This window comes from Superficieibacter electus (genome assembly GCF_002915575.1).
In the GTDB taxonomy this organism is placed as follows: Bacteria; Pseudomonadota; Gammaproteobacteria; order Enterobacterales; family Enterobacteriaceae; genus Superficieibacter; species Superficieibacter electus.
On record NZ_PQGD01000013.1, the window covers coordinates 136086 to 150256 of the forward strand.

At 53.2% G+C, this 14171-nt stretch carries 10 protein-coding genes; 3 read left to right on the forward strand and 7 right to left on the reverse strand.

The features are described from left to right. Both btuF and mtnN read right to left on the reverse strand, forming a co-directional pair. Entirely contained in the window at window positions 1-798 is a 798-nt protein-coding gene (gene btuF / locus CHU32_RS17005) for a vitamin B12 ABC transporter substrate-binding protein BtuF (RefSeq protein ID WP_103678236.1), read from the reverse strand. After that, window positions 791-1489 (reverse strand): 5'-methylthioadenosine/S-adenosylhomocysteine nucleosidase, encoded by a 699-nt coding sequence (gene mtnN, locus CHU32_RS17010; RefSeq protein ID WP_103678237.1) that lies wholly within the window; start codon window positions 1487-1489, stop codon window positions 791-793. Before mtnN ends, btuF begins: the two co-directional genes overlap by 8 nt. 83 nt (window positions 1490-1572) lie before the next feature. Between mtnN and dgt the strand changes: the two genes are divergently transcribed. From dgt to cdaR, 3 genes are all read left to right on the forward strand, one after another. Beyond that, window positions 1573-3087, forward strand: a complete 1515-nt coding sequence (dgt, locus tag CHU32_RS17015) for a dGTPase (protein ID WP_103678238.1) — start codon at window positions 1573-1575, stop codon at window positions 3085-3087. A gap of 132 nt (window positions 3088-3219) precedes the next feature. Further along, complete coding sequence (gene degP, locus CHU32_RS17020; protein ID WP_103678239.1) at window positions 3220-4656, forward strand: serine endoprotease DegP; 1437 nt, start codon at window positions 3220-3222, stop codon at window positions 4654-4656. Between the two features lie 154 nt (window positions 4657-4810). Beyond that, window positions 4811-5968, forward strand: coding sequence for a DNA-binding transcriptional regulator CdaR (cdaR, locus tag CHU32_RS17025; protein WP_103678240.1), 1158 nt, complete (start codon window positions 4811-4813; stop codon window positions 5966-5968). 30 nt (window positions 5969-5998) lie between these two features. On the opposite strand, the gene CHU32_RS17030 is transcribed toward cdaR, so the two are convergent. The 5 genes from CHU32_RS17030 to glnD form a co-directional block, all read right to left on the reverse strand. Continuing rightward, window positions 5999-8959 (reverse strand): putative mucin/carbohydrate-binding domain-containing protein, encoded by a 2961-nt coding sequence (locus CHU32_RS17030; protein ID WP_103678241.1) that lies wholly within the window; start codon window positions 8957-8959, stop codon window positions 5999-6001. 194 nt (window positions 8960-9153) lie between these two features. Then, window positions 9154-9543 (reverse strand): DUF3461 family protein, encoded by a 390-nt coding sequence (locus CHU32_RS17035; protein WP_103678242.1) that lies wholly within the window; start codon window positions 9541-9543, stop codon window positions 9154-9156. A gap of 206 nt (window positions 9544-9749) precedes the next feature. Beyond that, window positions 9750-10577, reverse strand: a complete 828-nt coding sequence (gene yaeI / locus CHU32_RS17040) for a phosphodiesterase YaeI (protein WP_103678243.1) — start codon at window positions 10575-10577, stop codon at window positions 9750-9752. Between the two features lie 57 nt (window positions 10578-10634). Continuing rightward, a complete protein-coding gene (gene dapD / locus CHU32_RS17045) occupies window positions 10635-11459 on the reverse strand; it encodes a 2,3,4,5-tetrahydropyridine-2,6-dicarboxylate N-succinyltransferase (protein ID WP_103678244.1) in 825 nt (274 codons plus the stop codon). A 29-nt stretch (window positions 11460-11488) separates the two neighbouring features. Next, a complete protein-coding gene (glnD, locus tag CHU32_RS17050) occupies window positions 11489-14164 on the reverse strand; it encodes a bifunctional uridylyltransferase/uridylyl-removing protein GlnD (RefSeq protein ID WP_103678245.1) in 2676 nt (891 codons plus the stop codon). Window positions 14165-14171: the final 7 nt, after the last annotated feature.

Genomic DNA, 14171 nt, shown 5'->3' on the forward strand with positions numbered 1-14171 from the left:
TTATTTTACCTGTGAGAGCGCGTCGCAGAGTTGTTTTGCCGCGAGGATAATACGCGGGCTTGCGCGCTCAAACCAGTCACCGTTGAGGGAAATGACCGGGATAGTAAGCTGATTCTGCCAGAACTGAGTGATTTTCGGAGTAACGCCCGCATCGCCGGCGACGATAATCACCTGTGGCTGGCGCGCCAGCACCTGTTCACGGCTGACCTGTGGCCACGGAACGCGGCTGTCAGCAAAGATATTTTCTCCGCCACAGGTTTCCAGCACCTGGTTCTGAATGGAGCTTTTATTACTGGTGAACAATGGCGTCATGCCAAACTGCAAAAAGACTCGCTTTTTAGGCTGCTGAGCATAACGTGATTTGAGCGTCTGATACTCATCAAGCAGCGACTGCGCTGCCTGACGGGCTTTGTCCGGCGCAGGACTCCAGTCTGCTAACTGCCGCAGCGCGTCGGCGATGTGTTCGATGCTGTTACTTTCTACCCAGACAACGCGAATGCCCAGGGCGGTAAGCTGATTGACCTGGCGCTCGGCGTTGCCGCCGCGCCAGGCGAGGACCACGTCCGGCTTCAGCGCGACAATGCGCTCCAGGTTCATCCCCTGCCAGGTCGAGACCTGTTCAATCCCGGCAGCCTCAGGCGGATAGTCTGAGTAGCTGCTGACGCCCACGGGAACAATGCCGGCGGCAAATGCCAACTCGGTATTGGCCGGTGAGAGCGTAATCACTCGCGGCGCGGCACAAAGCCACGCCGGAAATACCAGCAGCAATGCTGCTGCACGGAGCAGGAACCTAGCCACGCGCCAGCTTCTGCACCAGCGTTTCCACCATCAGGGTGGACTGTTTCGCCGCCACCACCAGAAACTCATCAAAACTCAGGTGAGATTGCTGATCCGCCACGTCGGAGATAGCGCGCACCACCACAAACGGGGTGCCGAAGTTGTGGCAGACGTGGGCAATGGCGGTCGCTTCCATCTCAACGGCAATAGCTTGCGGGAACTGATGACGAATTTTTGCCAGTGATACTGAGCCGTTGATAAACGCATCGCCGCTGACAATTAATCCGCGAACGGCGTTGAGGTTGAGTTCAGCAATGCAGGCCTCAGCGGCGTCAATCAGTTTAGGATCGGCCTGAAAACCTGCCGGGCAGCCCGGAAGCTGGCCGTACTCATAGCCAAACGCGGTGACGTCGGCATCGTGATAGCGCACCTCGTCAGACACCACGATATCACCGACTTTCAGGGTTGAGGCCAGACCGCCTGCCGAGCCGGTATTAATAATTACGTCAGGTTTGCCATGCTCCAGCAGCAGGGTGGTGCCCAGCGCCGCAGCAACTTTACCGATACCCGATCGCAGCAGCGCAACATCAATGCCGTGGAGCTGTCCGGTATAAATCTCGCATCCGCCGGACTTCAGGGTCTGGCGATTAACGATTTTGTCACGCAGCAGCGTAACTTCTTCTTCCATTGCACCAATAATGCCAATTTTCATTGATTTACTCGCGATGTGTCAGGTTTAAAGGCATAGTCTATCATGCGGGTAAGGGGAAGCGCATTTCTCGCGCGGGAGAGAATATGGCACACATCGATTTCCGTAGAAAAATTAACTGGCATCGCCGCTATCGTTCGCCCACCGGGGTGAAAACGGAGCATGAGATCCTGCGTATTTTTGAAAGCGATCGCGGGCGCATTATTAACTCACCCGCCATCCGGCGTTTGCAGCAGAAAACTCAGGTATTTCCCCTGGAGCGCAACGCGGCGGTGCGCACCCGGCTTACGCACTCAATGGAGGTTCAGCAGGTCGGACGCTATATCGCCAAAGAAGTCCTGAGTCGCCTTAAAGAGCAGCGTCTGCTGGAAACCTACGGGCTTGATGAACTTACCGGGCCGTTCGAGAGCATTGTGGAGATGGCCTGCCTGATGCACGACATCGGCAATCCGCCGTTTGGTCATTTTGGCGAGGCGGCAATAAATGATTGGTTTAGTCAGCGCCTGGCCCCTTCAGACGCCGCCAGCCAGCCGCTGAGCGACGACCGTTGTGAGGTCGTGGCGTTGCGTTTGCGCGAAGGTGAGGAAGAACTTAACGACCTGCGCCGTAAAGTGCGGCAGGATCTGTGTCATTTCGAAGGCAACGCCCAGGGCATTCGCCTGGTGCAGGCACTAATGCGCATGAATCTGACCTGGGCGCAGGTAGGGTGTATTCTCAAATATACCCGCCCGGCATGGTGGGCGCAGGACATTCCGGCATCGCATGATTATCTGATGAAAAAGCCGGGCTACTATCTTTCTGAAGAAGCTTATATTGAACGGTTGCGTCAGGAGCTGGAACTGGCTCCGTTTAGTCGCTTTCCGCTAACGTGGATTATGGAAGCGGCGGATGATATCTCTTATTGCGTTGCCGATCTGGAAGATGCTGTGGAGAAGCGAATATTCAGCGTTGAACAGTTATATCAGCATTTGCACGATGCCTGGGGGACGCATGAAAAAGGATCGCTGTTTGCGCTGGTGGTTGAAAACGCCTGGGATAAATCCCGCTCTAACACCCTGAGTCGCAGCGCCGAAGATCAATTCTTTATGTATTTGCGGGTCAATACGCTCAATAAACTGGTTCCGTATGCGGCCTCGCGTTTTATTGAAAACCTGCCGCAGATTTTTGACGGCACCTTTAATCATGCGTTACTGGAAGACGACAGCGCGTTCAGTCAGCTTCTTGAATTGTATAAAAGCGTCGCGGTCCGACACGTATTTAGCCACCCGGATGTCGAACAGCTGGAATTACAGGGCTACCGGGTGATACGCGGCCTGCTGGAAATTTATCAGCCGCTATTACAATTACCCTTAACTGATTTTAGTGAGCTGGTAGAAAAAGAGCGTCTGCGTCGTTTGCCCATCGAATCCCGCCTGTTCAATAAATTGTCGACTCGCCATCGTCTGGCTTATGTGGAGGCGGTAAATAAATTACCTTCAGATCCTGTCACGTTGCCGGTGATGGAATATTATTACCGTTGCCGTTTGATTCAGGACTATATCAGCGGAATGACCGATCTGTATGCCTGGGATGAATACCGCCGCTTGATGGCGGTGGAATAAGCGCTAAGTTTTGTAAAGACAGACAATAATTTTTTACTTTTTCCAGTAACTTAATTGCGGAACTTAGCGTTATAAAGTGAATCTTAGCATCACACATAGCGACTTGCGTTATCTGATATTGAGACGGAAAAGATGAAAAAAACCACATTAGCAATGAGCGCACTGGCATTAAGTTTAAGTCTGGCGTTATCGCCTCTGACCGTAAACGCAGCGGAAACGGCCTCTTTCGCACCGACCGCGCAGCAGATGCCCAGCCTTGCTCCCATGCTTGAAAAAGTCATGCCTTCTGTGGTGAGTATTAACGTCGAGGGTAGCACCAGCGTTAATACGCCACGCATGCCAAAAAACTTCCAGCAGTTCTTTGGTGATAACTCACCGTTCTGCCAGGAAGGCTCGCCGTTCCAGAGCTCACCGTTCTGTCAGGGCGGTGGTGATGGAATGGGGGGGAATGGCGGTGGCCAGCAGCAGAAATTCATGGCGCTGGGTTCCGGGGTGATCATTGACGCCGCGAAAGGCTATGTTGTCACCAACAACCATGTGGTGGAGAATGCCACCACTATTAAAGTCCAGTTAAGCGACGGTCGTAAGCTGGACGCGAAAATGGTCGGTAAAGATCCGCGCTCTGACATTGCGTTGATCCAGATTCAGGACCCCAAAAACCTGACCGCCATTAAAATTGCTGACTCCGATGCGCTACGCGTGGGAGATTACACGGTCGCCATCGGTAACCCGTTTGGTCTCGGCGAAACCGTCACCTCCGGGATTGTCTCCGCGCTGGGTCGTAGCGGCCTGAATGCGGAAAATTATGAAAACTTTATTCAGACCGATGCAGCGATCAACCGGGGTAACTCCGGTGGCGCGCTGGTGAACCTCAACGGGGAACTGATTGGGATTAACACCGCGATCCTCGCTCCGGACGGCGGTAATATCGGTATCGGTTTTGCTATCCCGAGCAATATGGTGAAAAGCCTGACGGCGCAGATGGTGGAATACGGTCAGGTGCGGCGTGGCGAACTGGGCATCATGGGGACGGAGCTGAACTCCGAGCTGGCAAAAGCGATGAAAGTTGATGCCCAGCGCGGGGCATTCGTTAGCCAGGTTATGCCAAACTCGGCAGCGGCGAAAGCAGGCATTAAAGCCGGTGACGTCATCACGTCACTTAACGGCAAGCCAATTAGCAGCTTCGCTGCGATGCGCGCCCAGGTAGGCACCATGCCGATCGGCAGCAAAGTGACGCTGGGCCTGCTGCGCGATGGTAAACCGGTCAACGTAAGCCTGGAATTGCAGCAGAGCAGTCAGAATCAGGTTGATTCCAGCACTATTTTCAGCGGTATCGAAGGCGCTGAAATGAGCAATAAAGGCCAGGACAAAGGTGTTGTCGTTAATACGGTGAAGGCAAATTCGCCAGCGGCACAGATCGGCCTGAAAAAAGGTGACGTGATCGTGGGTGCCAACCAGCAGGCGGTTAAAAATATTGCCGAGCTGCGTAAGATCCTTGACGCTAAACCGGGCGTGCTGGCGCTGAATATTCAGCGTGGTGACACCTCCATCTACCTGCTGATGCAGTAAACTCTTCCGCCCTCCTCGTGCTGGGGGAGGGCGTTTTCCCCTTAATTTGTGACCCTTCCCACAACTCCATACTTCTCTCCCTTGCTTTGTGCATTTGCACAATGCAGCAACCTGGTATTCTCCTTATGCTTGAGCACTGCTTACGGGAGGAAATATGGCTGGCTGGCATCTTGATACCAAAATGGCACAGGATATCGTGGCGCGGACGATGCGCATCATTGATACCAATATCAACGTCATGGATGCCCGTGGACGGATCATTGGCAGCGGCGATCGGGAGCGTATTGGTGAATTGCACGAAGGTGCGCTGTTGGTACTGTCTCAGGGGCGTGTGGTCGATATTGATGACGCTGTGGCGCGACATTTACACGGCGTACGTCAGGGGATCAACCTGCCGCTGCGCCTGGAAGGGGAAATCGTTGGCGTTATCGGTCTGACGGGCGAGCCGGAGACATTGCGTAAATACGGCGAGCTGGTGTGTATGACAGCAGAGATGATGCTGGAGCAATCCCGCCTGATGCATCTGCTGGCTCAGGACAGCCGCCTGCGCGAAGAGCTGGTGATGAATCTTATCCAGGCCGAAGAGCATACGCCTGCGTTAACCGAATGGGCGCAGCGTCTCGGCATCGATCTTAATCAGCCGCGCGTGGTCGCGGTTCTGGAAGTGGACAGCGGTCAATTGGGCGTTGACAGCGCCATGGCCGAACTCCAGCAGCTTCAAAGTGCATTGACCACACCGGAACGTAATAACCTCATCGCTATCGTCTCGCTGACCGAAATGGTGGTACTCAAACCGGCGCTCAATCAGTTCGGCCGCTGGGATGCTGAAGACCACCGCAAGCGCGTGGAGCAGCTTATTTCGCGAATGAAAGAGAACGGACAATTGCGTTTTCGCGTGGCGCTCGGCAACTATTTTACCGGTCCGGGCAGTATCGCCCGCTCTTACCGCACCGCGCGCACCACGCTAATGGTTGGCAAACAGCGGATGCCGGAGAGCCGCAGCTATTTTTATCAGGATTTAATGTTGCCAGTGCTGCTCGACAGCTTGCGCGGCGGCTGGCAGGCCAATGAGCTGGCACGCCCACTGGTCCGGCTTAAGGCGATGGATAATAACGGCTTGCTGCGTCGCACATTACAGGCCTGGTTTCGCCACAATGTACAGCCGCTGGCGACCTCAAAAGCGCTGTTCATTCACCGTAATACGCTGGAATATCGTCTGAATCGAATTTCGGAGCTGACCGGACTGGATCTGAGCAATTTCGATGACAGGCTGCTGTTGTATGTGGCGCTACAGCTGGATGAGCAACGCTAAAAACGCCCGCGCTGGCACGGGCGTTCGGTTTTACAGACGCTCTATTCCCAGTGGCGTTACCCGCCAGCGGGCGTTGTGCGCCTGAGGAAAGGACTCGCCGTTGAGCGGGTTAGCGATAACCGAGCGGCGTCCGGCTTCAGCATGAGTGACCTCAATAATGTAGCCTTCCTCCAGCGTAGCAACATCCACATAGTCGCCCAGCCCGGCCGTCCCTTTGATCGCCTGACGAGCGATAACCGACCCTCGCGTATTATAGAGATTCACCGTTGCATAAATGGTGCTGAACGCTTTATGCGGCACGCCAGCATGTGCACTGAAGGTAAACTGTTTATTGCCGATATCAAAATTCATGCTGGCAAAGCAGTGATCGTTATCACCGAGTAAATCCCAGACAAAATGTGCGCCGTATAGCCTGGCGTCATCACGGGGGACATCCTGGGACGGTTGCGGTGAGAGCGGCTCCTGTAGTCCGTCAGCAACCACATACCAGCAGTTCATTTTTTTCACGTTCACCGGCGCATTCTGGGTGAGGTTAATCGCACTCAGCCTGAAGGGTTCGTCATGAAAAACCTCAATGCTAAAGCCTTCCTCAAGCGCAATATTTTCGGTTTCTGCCCGATAACTTTCTGCTCCCTGATAGCTGCGATAATAAACCTCTTCTCCTGCTTTATTTTTGACCATGATACTGGCGTAGGACGCGGTGTAGTAAGCATGCGGTTGCCCCTGACGCGTATAGACCACCATGTTCTTTTTCACGTTGTCGATGGTAATTTGGCAAAATTCGTTATCGTTGAGGCCGCGCAACGTCACGGTGAGCTGTTTGCCGGTGAGTGCGCCAGGCGTACTGTTATCAGCAGGCAGAACATCGCGATAGTCGTTTACCAGCGAGGCGCGTAACGTGTCCGAGAAATGCGGCAGCATTAACCAGAATTCATTTTTTTGCGCTGAATGCGGCCTGTTTTCCCGTGCGGGCAGTTGGCGGAACGCCCCGGCCTCGTGAATGAAAATGGTGTAAAGATCGTCCTCTGGTTTGTTGTTGAGCGCGAAGTTATACAGACCTTGCCGATCAATGCGTAGCAACTGATTGGGTTGTGGCGCAATCAGCGTGAGATATCCCGGAGAACATTTCAGGCGGCCCGGTTCGGCGTGATATATGACCAGGTGATCGTTTTCAGTTAAGGGAAGCTCAAACTTACCGGTAGTACAGTTTGTCCCGCTCATATCCCGCTTCAGCAATTGCTTGCCGCTGGCAGAATATACCGTCACGCTGGCGTAACGTTGGCTGGAAAAATACAGGTGTGGGGTGGCGCTGAAAATATCCAGAATAAGCCGCTGATGTTGGTAGTCAACAGAAAGCGTGGCAAATGGCGTGTTGTCATAGCCCAGAAAATGCAGCGTTGTATTACGCAGGGCGGTATCACTGAGCAGAGTATAGTTAACCGTCACGGCATTTATGCCTTCACGGACGGTAACAAAGGTGGCATCAACGCGATATTTCTGTGAACGACCGAGAGGAAGCTCAAGCTGATAAACACCAATCGGAATATCGCTGAGCGTCAGTGGGTTATCGACGATCTTAATACTGAAAGCGTGTCCGTCATTGTCGCGCAGGGTGAGCACTTTGCCATAAATTTGTTCCGGACAATCGATATTCAGCGTAAAACTTACGCTGCCTTTTTTATTCAGGGCTGAAAGTTGCTGGTTATCGACCAGCCAGACAAAAGAGTCCAGATTCAGGGACTGGCGCGCGCTTTCCCATTCCTTTTCCGCCAGCAGATCGAATAATGGCCAGACCGGTTTTGCCGCATAAGCCGACGCTTTTTCGCAGGTTAAGGTATCGGGTTTGAGGCCGCAAAATGTCATAAACGGTGTCATGTCATATCCCGATGCCGAGGCGATAGCATTAGCCAGTAAATCACAGAGGCGATGATCGCCTGGCAAGAAGCCCTCGCTATTCGCCAGCGCACGGTATTGCTGGTTAAACGCCCGAAAGGCTGCGGTTTTCGCTTTGAATAACATCATCATCAGGAAGAGTAAACGGGTGCGGACCCCCCATTGTGCTACAGGATGATGGTTTTTAACGTTGTTAATAAATTTCAGTTCTTCATCCGGTTGCTGCCCATAGTTATAAAGCCAGCCGTCGGTGTAAAGCCGATCATGACTGCTTAATATTTTCTGCTGAAAATAAGCCGCATAAATATTATTCCATACCTCACCAACGGGAATTTCGGTATCTTTCATAAACTTTCCCTGATAACCGTGGCCGATTTCATGAAGAATAGTCCATTGTGTCGTAATATTATCAATCCATCCTTCGCTTATGGTTGAGGACGTTTCTGCGCACCACCACGGCAAATAATAGGCAGCACCCACACCATGTTTATCGGCTTTAATAAAATAGCGATTTGGTACATTTTTATCCAGCAGCGAGTCGGCGGTGTCGCTTAGTCCGGCCCAGTCATTGTAAGCGTTAAAAATATCGTGATAATACATCTCCAGGGTCGACAGACCCGTTTTTAAAAGGTTATCCCGGTCCGCTAAGGGGAGCAGAAAACAGATAACATTGGTGTCAACCAGCGCAAACGGTGAGGTATTTTTTTGCCAGTAGCTGAAAAAGTCACTTTCGGATTGACCAGTGCTCCAGTACGGCAGCGGTTTAGTGGTTGGCGGGAGTTCATAAATGACGGTAATTTCCTCGTTTTCCTTTGTGTAAAGGGTATCTACAAAGGGCACGGTATCTACCGTCGCGCTGATGGTCTGCCAGTTGTTATTCAGGGTAATTTTTTTTTCAACCTGCGAATCGTCGCATAGCAAGCGAAAGGTGGCTTTTCCTTTCGCGACATCCGGCTGGCGGAGACGCAGAGGAGTATTGGCGGGTAATATAAAACCAAGCGGTTGACGATCGTGTAATCTGCCTTTTTCAAAACCTTCATTATCCAGCCAGGGCGCAGCCTGAAGGGTATAAAAACGTTGTGTGATCTCCTGAGTCATTTCGTGTTCCTCCTGTGAATAATGGCCTGAAAATACAGGAGGAAGTAAGGTTTGCTAATAGTGTGGAAATAGCAAATGAGATGAAATGAGAAAGGGCGATATTAAAAATAGATATCTCTATGAGAGGATGATATCAATGATGAAAAGGCATCATCTAAAAGAAATAATAACGGGCCAGTTTGTGGCCCGCTGATTTATTTATTACGCGTTAGTTTCTCAAGGTCGGACTCAATCTCGGTAATTTTATTCGCAACAACGCTTTCCAGATGGCGCAGATCGTCAAGGATCTTACGCTTAAGATCGACATCGCTGCGATCGCGCTGGCAGATCTGATCGAGTTCGTCGATAACGTACCGCAGGTTGGGGCTTATCTCCTGCACCTCTTTATAACCCTGACCCACACCATCAGCGACCACCGTTTTACGCTGGCGCGGATACTTGAACTTCACGCTTTTAGCGAAGAATTCGCCTTTGTCCTTGTGAAAGTAGATTTTCAGAATGTCGTTGTTGGCTTCCTGCCGGAGGCTGTAACGATCAATTTCATCAGGATTAGTAATGCCCAGACTTTTCAGATTGTCGTACATAGCGGTACCTCAAAGAGATCGGTGAGTTTTAATTATCTTAGCATTTAGCACATCATGTCTTATGGTGTTGAGTCGCAGGGAAGCCTCGTCCTCGGTACTTTTATAATGGCGTAAATTTGGCAAAATTACCTGTTTTATCTTAGCGTTCCCTCAGAAGTTGAGCGTACATCACATGTCATATGCGCCGGCGATTTTCTTCGCAAATACTAAACCAGTTCCAGGATGGTCACTTCCGGGCGGCAATTAATCCGCAGGCCATACAGGTTACCGACACCGCGTGAAGTATAGATTAGGCGCTCGCCGAAAGGGTTCAGGCCGGCCACATAACGTTTGTCTTTCACCGGAGCCATCGGCTCGCCGACCAGAGGAATATGCATCTGTCCACCATGCGTATGACCACATAGCATCAGATCCCAGGCGGATTTGCGCAGGACCTCTTTACTGTCCGGATTATGCGCCAGCACCAGCCGGGGGATCGCATCGTCACGATGCTGTGGAATAAAGCCGCTATGGCATTGTCGGCACCATAAGTCCCCTGTGCCGTAGAGCATGAATTGACGTTGCCGCAGATTCAAAAGCGTTGCGGTGTTGAACAAAATAGTGATGCCTGCATCAGTCAGCGTTTTGGTGATCCAGGCGTTGCGCGGCTTTCCGACCGGGCGGTCATGATTGCCATAACAGGCAAAGGTGGGGGCGTAGGCTGCGAGCGGTGCCAGCACTTTACTGTACGCCGGGAAATCGAGCGGCATATCGAAGGTGACATAATCGCCGCCCAGCAGGATGAGATCGGGTTTCTCCGCCAATCCCAGTGCGATGGCCTGCGATATCAACGAAAATGGAACGTAGCGGGAGTAATGTAGATCGGTGAGAAACAGTACCTTAAGGGGGGCTCCGGTTGAAGACGCCGGGAAAAAGCGGATGCGGTGATGTGTCACTTCAAACCGCGATGGTTCATAGTAATGCGCGTAGCCAACGCTGGTGCCACCCGCCAGACCCACGGCGGCACCCAACAACAGCTTTCTTCGTGAAATCATGTGTAATCCACGGTGTTGGAAGCTAGCCGGACGGCATCCTGCCTCCGGCTTTTGAGATTAATCGATGGTACGCAGCAGTTCGTTAATACCTACTTTACCGCGCGTTTTCGCGTCGACTTTTTTCACGATCACGGCACAGTACAGGCTGTATTTGCCGTCTTTCGAGGGCAGGTTGCCGGAAACAACCACCGAGCCTGCCGGCACGCGGCCATAATGGACCTCACCCGTTTCACGGTCATAGATGCGAGTGCTCTGGCCGATGTAAACGCCCATGGAGATCACCGAGCCTTCTTCCACAATCACACCTTCAACCACCTCAGAGCGTGCGCCGATAAAGCAGTTGTCTTCAATGATAGTTGGATTCGCCTGGAGCGGCTCCAGCACGCCGCCGATGCCAACGCCGCCGGACAGATGCACGTTTTTACCGATCTGCGCACAGGAGCCTACGGTCGCCCAGGTATCGACCATCGTGCCTTCATCAACGTAGGCACCGATGTTAACGTAGGACGGCATCAGCACGGTATTGCGGGCAATGAACGCGCCCTGACGCACGGCGGCAGGCGGTACCACGCGGAAGCCTTCTTTCTGGAACCGCGCCTGATCGTAATCAGCGAATTTCATCGGTACTTTATCGAAGTAGCGACTTTCCGCGCCGTCGATAACCTGATTATCGTTAATACGGAAAGAGAGCAGTACCGCTTTCTTCAACCACTGATGGGTGATCCACTGACCATCGATTTTTTCAGCAACGCGCAGCGCGCCGGAATCCAGCAGGGAAATCACCTGATTAACCGCTTCACGGGTCACGGTATCTACATTTGCCGGCGTAATATCGGCACGGCGCTCAAAAGCGGTTTCAATAACGTTCTGTAACTGCTGCATTGTTAAACTCTTTCCATATAAATAAACACCTACCCTTTATCGTTTGGATTGAGGGCCTCTGTCAACCGTTGTTGCACCTCAAGTTGTAGCGCATTATTAAGCGCACGCCGATCGGCTGTCGCGATTATGAATAAATCTTCTACTCGCTCGCCGATGGTTGTAATTCGGGCTCCGTGCAGCGAAATTCCCAGATCGGCAAAAATTTGCCCGACGCGGGCAAGCAGCCCAGGCTGGTCCAGCGCGATGAGTTCAAGAAATGATTTGCGATCGGTGTGGGTGGGCAAAAAGTTCGCCTCGGTCTCGACGGTAAAGTGGCGTAATTTGGCGGGCTGGCGGCGCGGCTGTGGCGGCTGCCAGCTGCGCTGAGTAATCGCTTGTTCCAGCCCAAAGCGAATGGTCTCATGACGGTCGGCAGAGAGCGGGCTGCCATCTGGCTCAAGGACGATAAACGTATCCATCGCCATATCATCACGGGTGGTGAAAATCTGCGCGTCGTGAACGCTGAGGTTACGCCTGTCGAGCTCAGCACAAACGGCGGCAAACAAATACGGGCGGTCCGGACTCCAGATGAAGATCTCGGTGCCGCCGCGCGTTGCCTGCGGACTAAGCAGGATCATCGGTTTGCTGAGATCGTGCTGTAGCAAATGGCGGGCGTGCCAGGCAAGCTGGTTTGGGCTATGGCGCACAAAATAGTTGGCGCGACAGCGGGACCAGATATGATGCAGCGCTTCTTCATCAATATTGTCCATGCGCAGCAGCGCCAGCGCCTGAAGCTGGTGGTGGCGCACGCGTTCGCGCATGTCAGGCGTGTTTTGCATCCCCCGGCGGAGCTGTTTTTCAGTGGCGAAATAGAGTTCACGCAGCAGGCTCTGCTTCCAGCTATTCCACAGCGTTTCGTTGGTCGCACAAATGTCGGCCACCGTCAGGCAGACGAGGAAGCGCAGGCGGTTTTCCGTTTGCACTTCTTCCGCGAACTGCTTAATCACTTCGGGGTCCTGGATATCACGGCGCTGGGCGGTCACTGACATCAACAAGTGGTGGCGTACCAGCCAGGCGACCAGTTGCGTTTCCCGCGAATTCAGCCCGTGCAGCTCGGCAAAGGTGAGTACGTCCTGTGCGCCGAGCACGGAATGATCGCCACCGCGTCCTTTAGCGATGTCGTGAAAGAGGGCGGCAATCAGGATCAGCTCCGGATGGCTCAGGCGCGGCCAGAGATCGACACACAGCGGATGACGCTGGCGCGTCTCCTCTTTGGCGAAACTTTCCAGTTTGAGCATCACCCGGATGGTGTGTTCATCCACCGTGTAGGCGTGGAACAGATCAAACTGCATTTGACCAACAATATGCGACCACTGCGGCATATAGGCCCACAGCACGCTATGGCGATGCATTGGCAGTAAACCGCGACTTACCGCACCTGGATGACGCAGCATACTCAGAAATAGCGTGCGTGCTTCAGGGATATAGCACAGCGGCTGTTTCAGATGGCGGCGGGCGTGGCGCAAGTGGCGCAGCGTGGTTGAATAAATGCCGGTGATCGCGCTGTTACGCACCATGGTGTAAAACATGCGCAGGATCGCTTCCGGCTCACGGATAAACAGCGTGTCGTCGCGCAGATCAATCAACGTCCCACGAAGCTGGAATTCATCGTCAATTGGCCGCGGTTTTTCATCGGCAGGCAGGGCGAGGATCGCTTCATCAAACAGTTGCAGCAGCATATGGTTGAGTTCGCCGACCCGGCGGGTGACGCGGAAAAAGTCTTTCATCATCCGTTCAACCGGTTCGTTGCCTTCACCGCTATAGTTCAGGCGCTGGGCAACGCTAAGCTGTCTGTCAAACAGCAGACGGTTATCATAACGGGTCACCACCAAATGCAGGGCGAAACGAATTCGCCACAAAAGGTGCAGGCATTCGTTAAGTTCTGTGCGCTCCGCCTGGGTTAAAAAACCGAAACCGACCATTTCATCCAGAGACGTCGCACCAAAATGGCGGCGTGCCACCCACTGTAATGTATGGATATCGCGCAGGCCGCCGGGACTGCTTTTGATATCCGGCTCCAGATTGTAGCTGGTGCCGTGGTAGCGCTGGTGACGAACGTTCTGTTCTTCCACCTTGGCGGCGAAGAATTTCTCTGAGGGCCAGAAACCTTCGCTGAAAATATGCTTTTGCAGTTCGAGAAAAAGCGCGACATCGCCAATCAACAGGCGCGTTTCAATCAAGTTTGTCGCGACGGTCAGGTCAGAGAGCCCCTCGAGCAGGCACTCTTCCAGCGTACGCACGCTGTGCCCCACCTCAAGCTTGACGTCCCATAACAGGGTCAGCAGCTCGCCGATTTTCTGTGCGTGGCCCTCTGACAGTTTTTTGCGGCTTAAAATCAGCAGGTCGATATCGGAAAGGGGATGCAGCTCGCCGCGACCGTAGCCGCCCACCGCTACCAGCGCGACGTCGCCGATCTGCCCAAAGCCATAGTGTAACCACAGGCGCTGTAAGAGCTGATCGATAAATTCAGTGCGGGCGTCGATCAGTTGCTCGGCAGAAATACCGCTGTCAAAGGCATTGCCCAGCCAGTGCTGAAAGTGCTCAATGCGGGATTTGATTTCTGCGCACACCAGCCTCTCTTCCGGCCAGGCACCCGGATGCTCAGGCTGGTCGGGAAGGGTGGGAAGCGCCGTATTCGCATACTGTTCAGGCAAGGTGTAACTCATCGTCGCG